At 69.2% G+C, this 15,106-nt stretch carries 10 protein-coding genes and 1 tRNA gene; 4 read left to right on the plus strand and 7 right to left on the minus strand.

Features of this window, described 5'->3' with window-relative positions:
• Nucleotides 1-68 precede the first annotated feature (68 nt).
• Both BLW83_RS06155 and BLW83_RS06160 read right to left on the minus strand, forming a co-directional pair.
• Complete coding sequence (locus BLW83_RS06155) at nt 69-1,421, minus strand: glutamine synthetase family protein (protein ID WP_090846674.1); 1,353 nt, start codon at nt 1,419-1,421, stop codon at nt 69-71.
• Between the two features lie 73 nt (nt 1,422-1,494).
• On the minus strand, nt 1,495-2,175 hold the full coding sequence (locus BLW83_RS06160; protein ID WP_090846676.1) for a type 1 glutamine amidotransferase: 681 nt from the start codon (nt 2,173-2,175) through the stop codon (nt 1,495-1,497).
• A gap of 166 nt (nt 2,176-2,341) precedes the next feature.
• Here BLW83_RS06160 and BLW83_RS06165 point away from each other — a divergent pair, with 166 nt between their 5' ends.
• Nucleotides 2,342-3,487: an aminotransferase class V-fold PLP-dependent enzyme gene (locus tag BLW83_RS06165; protein ID WP_090846678.1), complete on the plus strand. Its 1,146-nt coding sequence runs from the start codon at nt 2,342-2,344 to the stop codon at nt 3,485-3,487.
• 231 nt (nt 3,488-3,718) lie between these two features.
• Here BLW83_RS06165 and BLW83_RS06170 read toward each other — a convergent pair whose 3' ends face one another.
• A complete protein-coding gene (locus tag BLW83_RS06170; protein ID WP_090846680.1) occupies nt 3,719-4,888 on the minus strand; it encodes an acetate/propionate family kinase in 1,170 nt (389 codons plus the stop codon).
• Entirely contained in the window at nt 4,885-6,270 is a 1,386-nt protein-coding gene (locus tag BLW83_RS06175) for a bifunctional enoyl-CoA hydratase/phosphate acetyltransferase (RefSeq protein ID WP_090846682.1), read from the minus strand. Before BLW83_RS06175 ends, BLW83_RS06170 begins: the two co-directional genes overlap by 4 nt.
• 190 nt (nt 6,271-6,460) lie before the next feature.
• Between BLW83_RS06175 and BLW83_RS06180 the strand changes: the two genes are divergently transcribed.
• Genes BLW83_RS06180 through BLW83_RS06190 form a run of 3 tightly spaced genes read left to right on the plus strand, consistent with a single transcriptional unit; the run spans nt 6,461 to nt 10,938 of the window.
• Complete coding sequence (locus BLW83_RS06180; RefSeq protein ID WP_342707503.1) at nt 6,461-6,700, plus strand: YgaP family membrane protein; 240 nt, start codon at nt 6,461-6,463, stop codon at nt 6,698-6,700.
• A 16-nt stretch (nt 6,701-6,716) separates the two neighbouring features.
• Complete coding sequence (locus BLW83_RS06185) at nt 6,717-7,688, plus strand: efflux RND transporter periplasmic adaptor subunit (protein ID WP_090846684.1); 972 nt, start codon at nt 6,717-6,719, stop codon at nt 7,686-7,688.
• A gap of 1 nt (nt 7,689) precedes the next feature.
• Nucleotides 7,690-10,938 (plus strand): efflux RND transporter permease subunit, encoded by a 3,249-nt coding sequence (locus tag BLW83_RS06190; protein WP_090846686.1) that lies wholly within the window; start codon nt 7,690-7,692, stop codon nt 10,936-10,938.
• Nucleotides 10,939-11,348: 410 nt separating this feature from the next.
• Here BLW83_RS06190 and BLW83_RS06195 read toward each other — a convergent pair.
• From BLW83_RS06195 to BLW83_RS06205, 3 genes are all read right to left on the minus strand, one after another.
• Nucleotides 11,349-11,424 (minus strand) — tRNA-Thr (locus BLW83_RS06195).
• A 45-nt stretch (nt 11,425-11,469) separates the two neighbouring features.
• A complete protein-coding gene (locus BLW83_RS06200; RefSeq protein ID WP_090846688.1) occupies nt 11,470-13,311 on the minus strand; it encodes a heme biosynthesis protein HemY in 1,842 nt (613 codons plus the stop codon).
• Between the two features lie 11 nt (nt 13,312-13,322).
• Nucleotides 13,323-15,101 (minus strand): COG4223 family protein, encoded by a 1,779-nt coding sequence (locus BLW83_RS06205; RefSeq protein WP_090846690.1) that lies wholly within the window; start codon nt 15,099-15,101, stop codon nt 13,323-13,325.
• Nucleotides 15,102-15,106: the final 5 nt, after the last annotated feature.

Below are 15,106 nucleotides of genomic sequence, written 5' to 3' on the forward strand. Positions count from 1 at the left end.
TCGCAAGCGGTGAATGGACGCAGGGGCGGGGCCGGGCACGGGGCCGGGCGGGGGGGCGGTGCGGCTGCCTAGACGTTCAGCAGCAGATGTTCGCGTTCCCAGGGCGAGATGACCTGAAGGAATTCCTTGTATTCGTTGCGCTTGACCGATTCGTAGACATCGACGAATTCGGACCCCAGCACCTCGCGCATGGGGTCGGATTCGACCATCAGGTCCAGTGCGTCGCCAAGGTTTGTGGGCAGCTCGTCCTGCGACATATAGGCGTCGCCCAGACATTCCGCGCGGGGGTTTTCCTGCTGGATCAGCCCCAGATAACCCGTGGCCAGCGAGGCCGCGAGCCCCAGATAGGGGTTGCAGTCCATCCCCGCCAGCCGGTTTTCCACCCGCCGCGCCACCGGCCCCGAAATCGGCACCCGGATCCCGGTTGTGCGGTTGTCGCGCCCCCATTCCAGGTTGATCGGGGCGGCAAAGTCCGGGACATAGCGGCGATAGCTGTTCACATAAGGCGCCAGCAGCGCGATGGCCGCGGGCAGATGCGCCTGCATCCCGGCGATGAAATGCATGAAGGCCGGGGTCTCGCGCCCCTGCTCGTCGGAAAAGATGTTGCGCCCCGCAGCGTCCAGCACCGAGTGGTGGATGTGCATGGCCGACCCCGGCTCGCCCTCGATCGGCTTGGCCATGAAGGTGGCGAAACAGTCGTGGCGCAGCGCCGCCTCGCGGATGAGGCGCTTGAAATAAAAGATCTCGTCGGCCAGCGCGACCGGATCGCCGTGGGCGAGGTTGATTTCCACCTGGCCGGCGCCGCCCTCTTGCAGGATGCCGTCGATCTCGAATCCCTGCGCCTCGGCGAAATCATAGATGTCGTCGATCACCTTGCCGTATTCGTCCACCGCCGACAGCGAATACGCCTGTTTCGCCGCCGCCCGCCGCCCCGACCGCCCCATCGGCGGCTGGATCGGCTGGTTGGGGTCGATGTTGCGGGCGACCAGAAAGAACTCCATCTCTGGCGCCACGATCGGCCGCCAGCCGCGTTCGGCATATAGCGACACGATGCGTTTCAGAACGTTGCGCGGCGCCACCGGCACCGGGTTGCCCTGCTGGTCCAGCACGTCGTGGATGACCTGCAACGTCACATCCGCCGTCCATGGCGCGGCGGACACCGTGTCGAAATCCGGCACCAGCACCATGTCGGGTTCGGTGAACGCGCCCGAGGGGTTGTCGGCCCATTCCCCGGTGATCGTTTGCAGAAAGATCGAGTTGGGCAGGAAAAAGCTTTCCTGCCGGGCGAATTTCGACGCCGGCATGGCCTTGCCGCGGGCGACGCCGGCGATGTCGGGGACGATGCACTCGACCTCGTCAAGCCTGCGGCCGGCGATGTAGTCGCGCGCCGCTTCGGGGATTTTCGTCAGCCAGTCTGACATGGGAACTTTCCGCCGGGCTGGCCGGCTTTCGCTGTTGGGCGCCCTAGGGGGCGCGGGGGTCACGGGGCCAGTTTCATGGCGCAGGGCGGCTGTGGCGAAAGAACGCCTCGATCCGGTCGGTGATGGGCGAGGGGTCGGCGCGGCCGCGCCGCTCGCGCGCGGCATCCAGCAGCGCCGGCGGGATCGCGGCGCCGCGATGCGCCATCAGCCCTTCGATGAAGTCGTCGCGGAATTCGGGATGGGCCTGCACGGTAAAGGCGCGGTCGCCGTAGATCAGCGCGGCATTGGCGCAAAAGGCGTTGTGGGCGGCGACCTCGGCCCCCTCGGGCGGGGTCACCACCTGATCCTGATGCCAGGCGTTCAGGGAAATGGTCTCGTCCCCGAAATCATAATCCTGCGCGCCCACTGCCCAGCCGGCCGGGTGCTTGCCGACCTGCCCGCCAAGCGCCTGCGCGATGATCTGGTGGCCGAAACAGATGCCGACCAGCGGCACCCGGGCCGCCACCGCGCGGCGGATGAAATCCTCAAGCGGGGGGATAAAGGGGTGATCTTCATACACGCCATGGCGCGAGCCGGTGATCAGCCAGCCGTCAGCGTCGTGGACAGAGGCGGGGAACTGCATCGCCTCGACGTGGTAGCTGGTGAAATCGAAGCCGCGCCCGGCCAGCAGCCGTTCGAACATGTCGTCGTAATCGCCGTGTTCGGCGCGGATTTCGCCGGGCGGCTGCCCGGTCTTGAGGATGCCGATGCGCATCGCGGTCTTTCCTGGTGCTGTCGCACCCAAGTTAGGCGCGCGGGCAGGGTTGCCGCAAGGGGGGCCGGGGAAAGCGGCCCGCCCAAGGTCGCAGGGGCCGTGGGGGTGCTGGCACAGCCCCGCATCCGCGGCTAGGATTGCCCGGTCACATGCAAGGGGAACGCAGATGTCGGGATTGCGCGCGGATGGTCACAGCAAGGTCGACCCCGAGGGGCTGGCCGAATTCTCGGTGGTGTTCACCGACCGCAGCCTCAACCACATGTCGCAGAAATTCCAGCAGGTGATGCGCGATATTTCTGCCATCGCGCGCGAGGTCTATAACGCGCAAGGCGTGGCGCTGGTCCCCGGGGGCGGCACCTATGCGATGGAAGCGGTGGCCCGCCAGTTCGCCCGCGAATCGGATGCGCTGATCGTGCGCAACGGCCTGTTCAGCTTTCGCTGGAGCCAGATCATCGAGACCGCGGGTTTCGACGGCACCGCCATCGTGCAGCCCGCCCGGCCCGAAGGGAACGCCCCCCGTCCCGCCTATGCGCCGCCCCCGATCGAGGATGTGGTGGCCGAGATCCGCAGCAGCCGCCCCTCGGTGGTGTTCGCGCCGCATGTGGAGACCGCGGCCGGGCTGATCCTGCCCGACGACTATATCGCGGCGCTGGCGGCGGCGGTGCATGAACACGACGGGCTGATGGTGCTGGACTGCATCGCCTCGGGGACGATCTGGGTCGACATGCAGGCGCTGGGGGTCGACGTGCTGATCTCGGCCCCGCAAAAAGGCTGGAGCGCGCCGCCCTCGGCCGGGATGGTGATGTTTTCGGCCCGCGGGGCGGAACGGCTTGCGGCCACCAATTCCGACAGCTTCGCGCTGGACCTGAAGAAATGGCGCGCGATCATGCAGGCCTATGAGGACGGCGGCCACGCCTATCACGCCACCATGCCGACCGACGCGCTGCTGAACCTGCGCGACGCGATGGTGGAAACCCGTGAAATGGGGTTCGAGGCCGCGCGCGAAGCGCAGTGGGAACTGGGCCGCAAGGTGCGGGCGCTGCTGGCCGAACGCGGCTTTGCCTCGGTCGCGGCCGAGGGGTTCGGGGCGCCGGGGGTGGTGGTCAGCTACACCGACGACCCCGATATCCGTTCGGGGCGCAAGTTCGTGGAACAAGGCGTGCAGATCGCCGCCGGCGTGCCGTTGCAGGTGGGTGAGGGGCAGGATTTCTCGACCTTTCGGCTGGGGTTGTTCGGGCTGGACAAGCTCAAGGACGTGGACGGGACGGTGGCACGGCTGACCCGCGCGCTGGACGCGGTGGCGGCGGGCTGAGGTTCCCGACAGGCGGCGCGGGGTTTCCGGCGCCGTCGCAATGGGTATTTGGGCCAGAAAGAAGCCTGCACATGGCTCCCCCGGCGTGCCGAGGGCTACCGCGTGCGGCGGATATTTGGGCAGAGTGACGCCTCTGTCGGGTCAGGGCCCGAAGCGCGCTCGCAGCTCTGTCTTTGGTGTGGAAATATCCCGGGGGTGCGGGGGCTGGCCCCCGCTCCGGCGGCGCCGTTCTCAGGCGCCGATCATTTTTCGCGCGGCGCGGGCGATCACCAGTTCCTCGTCGGTCGGGATCACCATGATGGTGGTGCGTGAAAACGCGGTCGAGATCACCGGGGCGTTGTCTTGGTTGCGGCTGTGGTCCAACTCGATCCCCATCCACTCGGTCCGCTCGCAGACCCGCGCGCGGATCAGGCGCGAGTTTTCCCCGATGCCGCCGCAGAACACCAGCGCATCGACCCCGCCCATGGCGGCCGCCATCCCGCCCAGTTCCCGTTGCAGGCGGAACACGTAATAGTCGATCGCCTCGCGCGCGTGGGGATGGTCCGACGCCTCAAGCTCGCGCATGTCGTTGGAAATTCCCGACAGCCCCAGCAGCCCCGATTGCGTGTAAAGCAGATCGGCGATCTCGTCGGGGGGCAGGCCCTCTTGCTGCATCAGATACAGCACCGCGCCGGGGTCCAGCTGCCCGCAGCGGGTGCCCATCGGCAGCCCGTCCAGTGCCGAAAACCCCATGGTCGAGGCGACCGAGCGTCCGTGCTGCACCGCGCACATCGAGGCGCCGTTACCCAGATGCGCGATCACCACCCGCCCCGCCGCCAGCGTCGGCGCGATGCGCGCCAACTCGCCCGAGACATATTCATAGCTCAGCCCGTGAAAGCCAAAGCGCCGCACCCCCCGGTCGTAGAAGCGCCGGGGCAGGGCGAAAGTGTCGTTCACAAAGGGCTGGTTGCGGTGGAATGCGGTGTCGAAACAGGCAATCTGCGGCACGCCCGGATAAGCCTCCATCGCGGCGCGCACCCCGTCGAGGTTGTGGGGCTGGTGCAGCGGCGCGAATGGCGACAGCGCGCGCAGCTCGTCAAGCATCGCCGCGTCCAGCATCACGGGGCGGTCGTGAAAGATGCCGCCATGCACGATCCGGTGCCCGATGGCGATGGCGCGGGCATCGGGGAACGCGCCGCGCAGGCTGGCCAGCACCTGCGCCACCGCGTCGTCGTGGTTGCACAGCGGCCCGGGCGCCACCGGCAGCGCCGCGCCGTCCGCGTCCTTCATGCTCAGCGTTGCATCGGGGCCGATCCGGTCCACCTGCCCGCGGGCCAGCAGCGCCTCGGTCTGCGCGTGATACATTGCGAATTTCAGCGAGGACGACCCCGCGTTCAGGGTCAGGATCGCCGGCGTGGTCATGGCCGCCCCCCGCTCAGCCGCGCGTGATGCAGCGCCGCCACCGCGCAAGAGGCCAGCCGCGACATAGCGCTGTCCGAACGCGAGTTCAGGATCACCGGCACCCGCGCGCCCAGCACCAGCCCGGCGCTTTCGGCGTGGCTGATATAGGACAGCTGTTTGGCCAGCATGTTGCCCGCGTCGATCCCCGGCGCGACCAGGATATTGGCGCGGCCCGCCACCTCGCAGCGCAGCCCCTTGGTGCGGGCGGCGGCGAGGTCGACGGCGTTGTCCATCGCCAGCGGCCCCTCGACCAGCCCGCCGGTGATCTGGCCGCGATCCGCCATCTTGGACAGCAGCGCCGCATCGACCGAGGACTGGATGTCGGGATTGACCGTCTCGACCGCCGACAGCACGCCGACCAGCGGCTGCTGCGACCCCAGCGAGATCGCCAGGTCGATGGCGTTCTGCACGATATCGACCTTGGTGCGCAGGTCGGGGGCGATGTTGATCGCGGCATCGGTGACCATGATCGGATGCGCCATCCCCGGCACGTCCATCACGAAGACATGGGTCAGCCGGCGCTTGCCGACCCGCAGCCCCGTCTGCCGGTCCACCATCGGGCGCAGCAGCTGGTCGGTGTGCAGATGCCCTTTCATGATCGCGGCGGCGCGGCTTTCGTGGACCAGCGCGCAGGCGCGGGCGGCGGCTTTTTCGTGGTCGGGCTCGTCGATGATCTCGACACCCGCCAGCGATTCGTCGCCCGCAGCCGTAGCGATCAGCGCCTTGTCCCCGATCAGGATCGGGGTGATCAGCCCCTCGCGCCACGCGAGCAGCGCGCCCGACAGCGAGCGCTCGTCCTCGGGGGCGACCACGGCGGTGCGCAGGGGGGGCAGGGCGCGGGCGCGTTCCAGCAGCGCCTCGAAATGCCGGTGGCGCTGGACGATCAGCCCCGGGATCTCGATGTCGTCGCGGTCAAAGCGCAGGCGCGGCGCCATCACCAGCGCCTCGCCCGTCAGGATCAGCGCGCCGTCGGCCGGGCGCGTCACCTCGGTGCGCATGGTCACCGTGCCGTCGTCGTGTTTTTCGACCACGGTCAGGCGGCTTTCCACCTCGTCCCCGGCGCGGGCGTGGCCGTGGAATTGCAGTGATTGCGAACGATACAGCGTCCCCGGCCCCGGCAGCAGCGTGCCCAGCACCGCCGACAGCAGCGAGGCGATGAACATCCCCGGCGCGAATTCGTCGGGGATCCCGTCGCCGTCGCCATCCTCGCCCGGCAGGTGCATCGGGTTGTAGTTCCCCGAGGCCGCCGCGAACACGTAAAGATCGTCGGCGGTGATCAGCCGGCGCAGACAGGCGGTGTCGCCCGGTTGCAGCTCGTCGAAGATGCGGTTCGTCAGATGCATGGCGGTTCCCGTCGCATGGTCGGCCCGAGTTATGGGCCTCGCGGGGGGCGGGGGGCAAGGGTTCGCGCTGCAACCGGCCCCGCGACGGTGTGCGAATAGAACTTTGCCCGGGCCGCGCTGCCTGTGCCCGCCGACGGACGCACCCAAGACATCGCGGGCGGATGACTGTTCCTTGTTTATATCTTCAAACATGCGCACATTGACAACTGCACTCGATCAGGAGGAATCGCACATGACACTTGAAAACGCTGTCCGCGCCTTTGCCGGCATCATGGTCCTCGTTTCGGTCGCGCTGACCGCGTGGGTTTCGCCGCATTTCGTCTGGCTGACGCTGTTTATCGGCGCCAATCTTTTGCAATCGGCCTTTACGGGCATCTGCCCAGCGGTCAAGATACTGCAAAAGCTGGGATTTCAATCGCGAAACGCCTGAACAGGAGACCCGCCCCATGCGCCCGCTGCTGATCGCCGCCCTTCTTGCCACCGCGGCCCCGATCGCGACCGGCGCCGCCGAACCGCTGGCGATGACCCCGCACAAGATCGCGCAGTGGAAGCCGGTCTATGGCCGGGTCGAGGCGCGCGATCTTGTCCCGGCGCGGGCGCGAATCGGCGGCACCGTGGTCGAACTGTCGGTGACCGAGGGCGATACCGTCGCGGCGGGCCAGCGCATCGCGCTGGTGCGCGACGACAAGATCAGCTTTCAGATCGACGCGATCGACGCGCAGCTGCGCGCGCTTGAGGCGCAGCTTGAACGGGCCGAGGCGGAACTGACGCGCGGCCGTTCGCTGGTCGAACGTGGCGTGTCCACCGCGCAGCGGCTGGAGCAGCTGGAAACCGACGTCAGCGTGACCCGGAACCAGATCGCCGCGGCGCAGGCGCAGCGCGCCGTCGCCCTACAGCAATCCGACGAGGGCGAGGTTCTGGCCCCCGTCGCCGGCCGCGTGCTGACCGTGCCGGTGACCCGCGATGCCGTCATCATGGGCGGCGAGCCGGTGGCCACCATCGCCGGCGGCGGCTTTTTCCTGCGACTTGCCATCCCCGAACGCCACGCCGCCGATCTGCACGAGGGCGCAGAGCTGCAAACCACCTCGAACGGGTCGGTGATCCCGGGGCGGCTGGTCAAGCTTTACCCGCAGATCGAACAGGGGCGCGTCATCGCCGATGTCGAGGTCGAGGGGCTGGACGCGACATTCGTCGATGCCCGCGTGCTGGTGCAGGTGCCGGTGGGCAGCCGGCAGGCGCTGCTGGTGCCGCAATCGGCGCTGATCCGGCGCGCCGGGCTGGATTTCCTGCGCATCCGCAAGGGCGAGGTTGAGGTCGACCGCAGCGTGGTTCCCGGCGCCACGGTCACGCTGGACGGCGCCGCCATGGTCGAGATCCTGACCGGCCTGCACGAAGGCGACATGGTTCTGGTGCCCTGACATGACACTCAAACCCTCTCGGAACGGCAACCACCACGACGATTCCACCCCGGGCGACAGCGCGCCACGGCTGGGCATGGCGGGCTGGCTGACCCGGGGCTTCATCGCCTCGCCGCTGACGCCGCTGCTGCTGATCGCCTCGCTCGCCTTTGGGCTGATCGCGCTGATGGCGCTGCCGCGCGAGGAAGAGCCGCAGATTTCCGTGCCGATGATCGACATCCAGGTGATGGCGCCGGGGCTGAAGGCGCCCGATGCCGTCAAGCTGATCACCGAGCCGCTGGAGCAGATCGTCAAGGGCATCGACGAGGTCGAACACGTCTATTCCCAGACCCAGGACGACGGCGTGCTGGTCACCGCGCGCTTTCTGACCGGCACCTCGGCCGATACGGCGGTGCTGCGGGTCCATGACAAGCTGCGTGCCAACATGGACCGCATCCCCGCCGGCATCCCGGAACCCTTGATCGTCGGGCGCGGCATCGACGATGTGGCGATCGTGTCGCTGACCCTTGCCCCTGCGGCGGGCGACAGCATCGCCGCCAGCGACCTGACCCGCATCGCCCGGCAATTGCAGACCGAGATCACCAAGATCCAGGATGTCGGCCTGACCTATCTGGTCGGCGCCACTGACGAGATCATCCGCATCGACCCCGACCCGGCGCGGCTGGCGCTTTACGGCGTCACGTTGCAGCAGCTGTCCGGCAAGGTGCAGGGCGCCAACCGCGCCTTTCCCACCGGGCTTGTGCGCGATCAGGGCCAGCAGATCATGCTGGTTGCAGGTGAAACACTCGCCACGCCCGAGGCTATCGGCAACCTGCTGCTGACCACCCGCGACGGCCGCCCGGTTTACTTGCGCGACGTGGCCGATGTGACGCTGGCGACCGATACCGCGGATGCGATGGTCACCACCGTCACCCGCGCTGCTGACGGCAGCCCGCAGCGCGTGCCCTCGGTCACGCTGGCCGTGGCCAAGCGCGCCGGCTCGAACGCGGTGACCGTGGCCGAGACCATCCTTGACCGCGTTGCCGAATTGCAGGGCAGCCTGATCCCCGCCGACATCGGTATCGAGATCACCCGCGACTATGGCGAGACCGCCAACGAAAAGGCCAATGAGCTGCTGTTCCACCTTGGCCTTGCCACCATCTCGATCATCGCGCTGGTGTGGCTGGCAATCGGCTGGCACGAGGCGCTGGTTGTCGCCGTCGTCATTCCAGTCACCATCCTGCTGACGCTGTTTGCGTCCTGGATCATGGGCTATACGCTGAACCGGGTCAGCCTGTTCGCGCTGATCTTTTCCATCGGCATCCTCGTCGACGACGCTATCGTGGTGATCGAAAACATCGCCCGCCACTGGGCGATGAATGACGGTCGCCCGCGTGCGAAAGCCGCCATCGACGCCGTGGCCGAGGTCGGCAACCCCACCATCGTCGCCACCCTGACCGTGGTCGCGGCCCTGCTGCCGATGCTGTTCGTATCCGGCATGATGGGCCCCTATATGAGCCCGATTCCGGCCAATGCCTCGGCCGCGATGATCTTTTCGTTCTTCGTCGCAGTCATGGTCACGCCCTGGCTGATGATGAAGATCGCCGGCCGCGCGCCGATGACTGCCCACGCCGAGGCCGCGCATGGCGGCGGGCGGCTGGGGCGTGCCTATGCCCGTGTCGCGCGGCCGCTTCTGGCCAGCAAGGCGCGGGGCTGGCTGTTTCTGGCCTTTGTTCTGGCGCTGACCGGGGCTTCGCTGTCGCTGTTTTATACGAAACACGTCACGGTCAAGCTGCTGCCCTTTGACAACAAGTCCGAGCTGGCGGTGATGATCGACCTGCCCGAGGGTGCCTCGGTCGAGGATACCGATGCCGTCGCGCAAGAGGTCGCGCGCATTCTGCTGGGCATGGACGAGGTGCGCTCGGTCCAGACCCATGCCGGCAGTGCCGCGCCCTTTGATTTCAATGGCTTGGTGCGCCACAGCTTCCACCGCAACCAGCCGCAGCTGGGCGATGTGGCGGTGAACCTTGCGCCCAAGGCGGATCGTGACCGCGCCAGCCATGCCATTGCGCTGGACATGCGCGAACGCCTGCGCACGGCCGCCATGCCCGATGGCACAGTGCTAAAGGTGGTCGAGCCGCCGCCCGGTCCCCCGGTGATGGCGACCCTGCTGGCCGAGATCTACGGCCCCGACGCCGCCACGCGGCGCGAGGTCGCGGCAAGGGTCGAGGAGGCTTTCCGATCCGTCCCCTTCATCGTCGATATCGACAATTCCTGGGGCACCGCGCCGCGCAAGCTGCGCGCCACCATCTCGACCGATGATCTGGAATTCTTTCATGTCGAGGAAAGCGACGTTCTGGACACCATCGGGCTGCTGAACGCGGGCGCGCTGGTCGGCTATTCGCATCGTGGCGAGGGCCGCCCCCCGATCCCGATCCGCATCGAGCGCCCGAAATCGGCCCGTGTCATGGACGAGGCGTTCCTGACCACGCCGATTCCGGCCAATGTCCTGCCCGGCGACCGCGGCGTGGTGGAACTGGGCGACGTCGTGCAGGTGGTCGAGGAACGCGCCTCGCTGCCGATCTTTCGCCGCAACGGCCGCGCGGCCGAGATGGTGACCGCCGAACTCGCCGGTGATTTCGAGGCGCCGCTTTACGGTATGCTTGCCGTTCATGACGCGCTTGATGCGCAGGACTGGACCGACCTGCCGCGCCCGGAAATCAGCCTGCATGGCCAGCCGGGCGACGAATCCACGCCCACGCTGCTTTGGGACGGCGAATGGGAGGTCACCTGGGTCACCTTTCGCGACATGGGCGCGGCCTTTATGGTGGCGCTGCTGGGCATCTACATCCTGGTGGTGGCGCAGTTCCATTCGTTCAAGCTGCCGCTGGTGGTGCTGACGCCGGTGCCCCTGACCTTCATCGGCATCATGATCGGGCACTGGCTGTTCGGGGCGCCGTTTTCGGCGACATCCATGATCGGCTTCATCGCGTTGGCGGGGATCATCGTGCGAAATTCGATCCTGCTGGTCGATTTCATCCGCCACACCCCGCGCGAGGACCGTCCGCTGACCGAGGTGCTGATCGAGGCCGGGGCCATCCGCTTCAAGCCGATCCTGCTGACCGGGATCGCGGCGATGATCGGGGCGGCGGTGATCCTGGCCGACCCGATCTTTCAGGGGCTGGCGATCTCGTTGCTGTTCGGGGTGGCCTCGTCAACGCTGCTGACGGTGCTGGTGATCCCGGTCATCTACCGCGTGCTGCGGGGATAGCCGAGGGGCGCCGCCGCGTCTTGCATTGGGGCCGGGACGAAGTCTGCCGGACGAGCCGCAGCCCGAGCGAGGCGTCCCGTGGCGCGAAACGGTTGCCGCCACGCTGCTGGGCCACTGGGCCGTCGGCGTCTGGCAGCAGGGGCCGTGGCAGCCGTGGTCGTGATCCTCACGGCAAGGGTCGGCAAGAGGCGGCCCTGGCTGTCAGGTTTGCCGAAGCGGGGCCGGAGCCTGACAGCGAGTGCGAAAAACTCTTTGGACAAAGCTGGTGCGATTTTTGGCCAAAGCTGGTGCCGCGCAACACCAGCACGTTCAGCGCCGCGAAACAAACCCCGAGAGGTGGGCTGAAGGGTGGGCCAGAATGAACACTGTCCACCCAAGAGGCTGACATTGTCCAGTAAAATCAAGAGAATTGGTGCCGCAGAAGGGACTCGAACCCCCGACCCCATCATTACGAATGATGTGCTCTACCAGCTGAGCTACTGCGGCCTGACCCGCGCGAGTTAGCACCTTCGCGCGGGCAGGGAAAGGGGGTCAGCGTGATTCCGTGGCCGTTGCGGCCTCGGGTGGCTCGACATCCGGGCGGACGGGTGGGTTGCCGGGTGCCGGAGGCGTGGTCGGGGCGGTGGCCTGCTGTTCCACAGGCGGTGCGAAGGTGGTCGCGCCGGTCTTGGTGACCGGCGGCGGCATGGGGATTGCGTCGATGCCGTCGCCGGGTGGGGTGATCGGCGACGCTGCCTGCGGTGTGGGTGCGGGCGGCGGGGCGGGGACAAGGGGCGGTGCCTCGCGGTGGGTCAGGGTGACCGAGGGCGCATAGTCCGATTCGCGCGGGATATAGCCGGGGCGGGTCGCGGCGGCCCTTGCTTTCGGCGGCTCGGGCGGGGTCGGTGCGGCAGGGGGCGGTGCGGCAGGGGGTTCGGGCGCGCTGCCTGCGTCCGCCACCACTGCGGGGGCGAGGACGGCCGGTGCAGCGGCGGGCTGATCTGCGGCCCCGGCGCGGCCGATGATCAGGGGCAGCATCTCGACGCCGTTGCCGGCGGTGGCCATGCGCGCGGCGACCGGCGGCTCGCGCCAGCTCAGCGTGTCGAAGCCGTGGCAGCTGTCGCAGACCGGCGACCATTCCGACATGATGTTGTGGCAGTTCTCGCAGACCCATTGCGGGCCGCGGCTGGCGTTCATCGCGCGCGCGAGCCACGCCCGCACCACGCTGTCGTCGGCGCCCGAGCCGCGTTCCACCGCCGCCATGATCGCGATCGAGCGCACCGTGGGCTGCGTCTCGGCCAGGTCGCCAAGCGCGCGGCGGGCGGCGGGGAAATCCTCGGCCGCCAGCGCCAGTTCCGCTTGCAGCAGCCGCGATTCCTGATGGTCGGGGTTCTGGCGGATCAGCTCGCCGAAACGGCGCAGCCGCTGGGCCGGGGTCTCGTCCGGCTCGATCTCGGCATAGGCGGCGGCAAGCGAGGGGTGGGGCTGCGCGGCCCAGGTCTTTTGCAGCAGCCGCGCGGCGTTGCGCGGATCCTTTTGCGCCAGATAGCTGCGCGCGGCCAGCACCGCCGCCGGCACCAGATCGGGCGAGGCGCGGTTGGCGCTGATCGCGGCCTCGCGCGCGCTGATGGAATTGCCCTGCGCCAGCACCTCGGACGCCTCTTGCAGCGCCAGCACCGCATCGCGGCGAATCGCCACGTCCTTGGGCAACAGCCCGTGGCGGCGCTTGTCCTTGATGGTGCCGCGCGCGCCCTTCCAGTCATGGGCGCGGGTTTGCAGCTCAAGCAGCGCGTCCTGCATCCCGGTATGGGCGGGCTTCAGGGCATAGGCTTTTTCGGCCAGCCGCAGCGCGGTGGCGGTGTCGCCCATGGCCAGCCGCTGCTGCATCAGCCCGCGGATCCCGACGAAACGGGTGCGCTGGTCGGCCAGCATGGTGCGATAGACCTGTTCGGCGTGTTTGGCGTCGCCCGCGGTCTCGGCGGCCTGCGCGGCCAGCAGGTTGGTCAGATGCGGCTGGTCCAGGTATTTCGCGGCCTTTTGCGCCTGAGCCTGCGCGGCGCGCCCCTCGCCCGAGGCGACGGCCAGCATCCCCTCGGCCAGCGCCTTGTAGCCCTTGCGCTCGCGCGAGCGGTCGAAATAGCGGTCGATGGCGGTGCGGTCGCCGGCCAGAAAGCGCAGAAAGGCCCACAGGATGCGCAGCACCTGCACCGCCAGCCACGCCAGAAACAGCGCGACGATGGCGGCGACGGCGGCCTGCACCGGCCCCAGCGTGTATTCCACGCCGTTGAACTGGACGATCAGCGGTGCGCCGTGTTCGGCTAGATACACGGCCCCCAGCGCCGCCGCCAGAACGACGCCAAAGAAAAACGTGACCTTGAGAAGCGTGAACAGCATCTTCGGTGACCTCAGTTTGATGGGGCGGCAGCGGCGGGCGCGGGCATGTCAGAAGGGGGCGCTGGGGGCAGGGCGGTCCCCGGGGCATCTGGCGCGGAGTCGTCCGGGGCGGGGTCGTGCGCCGGGGCGGCGTCGGGCGCGATCATCGCCCCAAGCGCCTGCTGGGCTGCGACGAAACGCTGCGCCTGCGCGGTCCATTCCGCCATGGCGGGGCGTGCGGGTTCGGGCAGGGTGGCCAGCTCGTCCAGCGCCTGCGCAAAGGCGCCGCGCTGCACGGCGTCGCCCGCGCGCGACAGCACCGCATCCGCGTCCGTGCCCTCGCGCGGGGCGACCGAGCGGGCGCCGGTCTGGGCGCGCAGGAAATTGCCGATGGCGCGGCCGGCGCCCTGCGCGGGTTCGGCTGCCCGCGCGTCGCGCAGAGCGGCGCGGGCGGCGGGGGCAAATCCTGTGGCCAGCCCGTCTGGGCTGGGCAGATCTCCGGTCAGGGCGGGCGATGGCTCGACCCCGGCCTCGGCCAGTGCGCCCAGCGCCTGCTGGCGGGGGGCGCCGGTCTGCAACGCCTCGGCCAGCGCCACCGCGGCAGACGAGGCGCGGGCGCGGCGGGCGGCCTGTTCGGCGGCGGCCGCAAGTTCGTCCGCGCGCGATTCGGCCTGCGCCAGCCGCGCCTCGGCCTGTTCGGCGGCCGCGGTAATGCGGGCGGTCGCGGCCTCGGCGTCGGCGGCCAGCCGCTCAAGCGCGGCCGGATCGACCGAGGCGCGTCCGGCCAGCGATTCCAGCGTCGCGGCCTGTTCTTCAAGCCGCTGTTCTAGCGCGGAAACCTGCGTTTCGATCCCCGTCGGGGCGGCGGTTTCGGCCGGGTCGCGGGGTTGGGCGCGCAGTTCCTCGACCGCCTGATCCAGCGCGGCCAGACGTTGTGCCTGCGCGGCCAGCGCGGTCTGGACCGATGGGTCGGCGCCCGTATCCGCGGGGGCTTGGGCCAGCAGCTGGGTCGCGGCCTCGGCCCCGGCCTGCCGGGCCTGTTCCAGCAGCGCGTCGCCGTCCACCGCCTGCGCAAGCCCCGCGTCGGCGGCGGTGGCCGCGGCCTCGGCTGCGGCCTGGCGCGCGGCGGCGATGGCGCGCGATTCGATTTCGGCGCCACTGCGGGCAAATTCGTCCTGCACCGCGGCCGAAACCGCGTCAGATGCGGCGGCCCGCGCGGCCTCGGTCACGGCCGCAGGGTCCGCTGCGGGGGCCGAGGCCGCGGGCTGAAGCTGCGCCGGCAGCCGGGGGATGACGAACCACGCGGCCCCGGCCCCCAGCCCCGCGGCAATGATGCCGCCCAGAACCATGGGCGCAAAACCGCCGCGCCCCGGGGCGGGTGCCGGGGGCGGTGCGGGCACGACAGGCGGGACCGGCGGCGCGGTCGGGGATGCCGGCTGCGGCTGGAACGGCGGTTCCGGGTCGTGGCTCGGGGGCGTGTCGCCGTCTTTCCCGTCGCTGTCTTTCTCGTCGCCGTCTGACACGCCGCTGGCTTCGCTGCCGTTTTTCCTCTGCGCGACCGGCGGGACGCTGCTGCCCATCGCAGGCTCCAGCCGCAGCGGCGCGTCCTTTGCGGCGCTCGGGCGCGGGGCCATTGCGTCCAGCGTGCCGCCATCGCCGACCAGCGTCGATTCGATGGGGGGCGAGGGCTCGCGCGGTGCGGCGGCGGCATTGCGCCCGTCGCCTGTCGGGTGCGAGGGGACCAGCGTGCCCCGCGCGGCCGCAGTCGCCGGAGTTTCCGAAGTGGGGGCGGCGTCGGGGCGTTTGGTCATGGCGC

Origin of the sequence: Paracoccus alkenifer (assembly GCF_900108405.1) — a bacterium.
Classification (GTDB): domain Bacteria; phylum Pseudomonadota; class Alphaproteobacteria; order Rhodobacterales; family Rhodobacteraceae; genus Paracoccus; species Paracoccus alkenifer.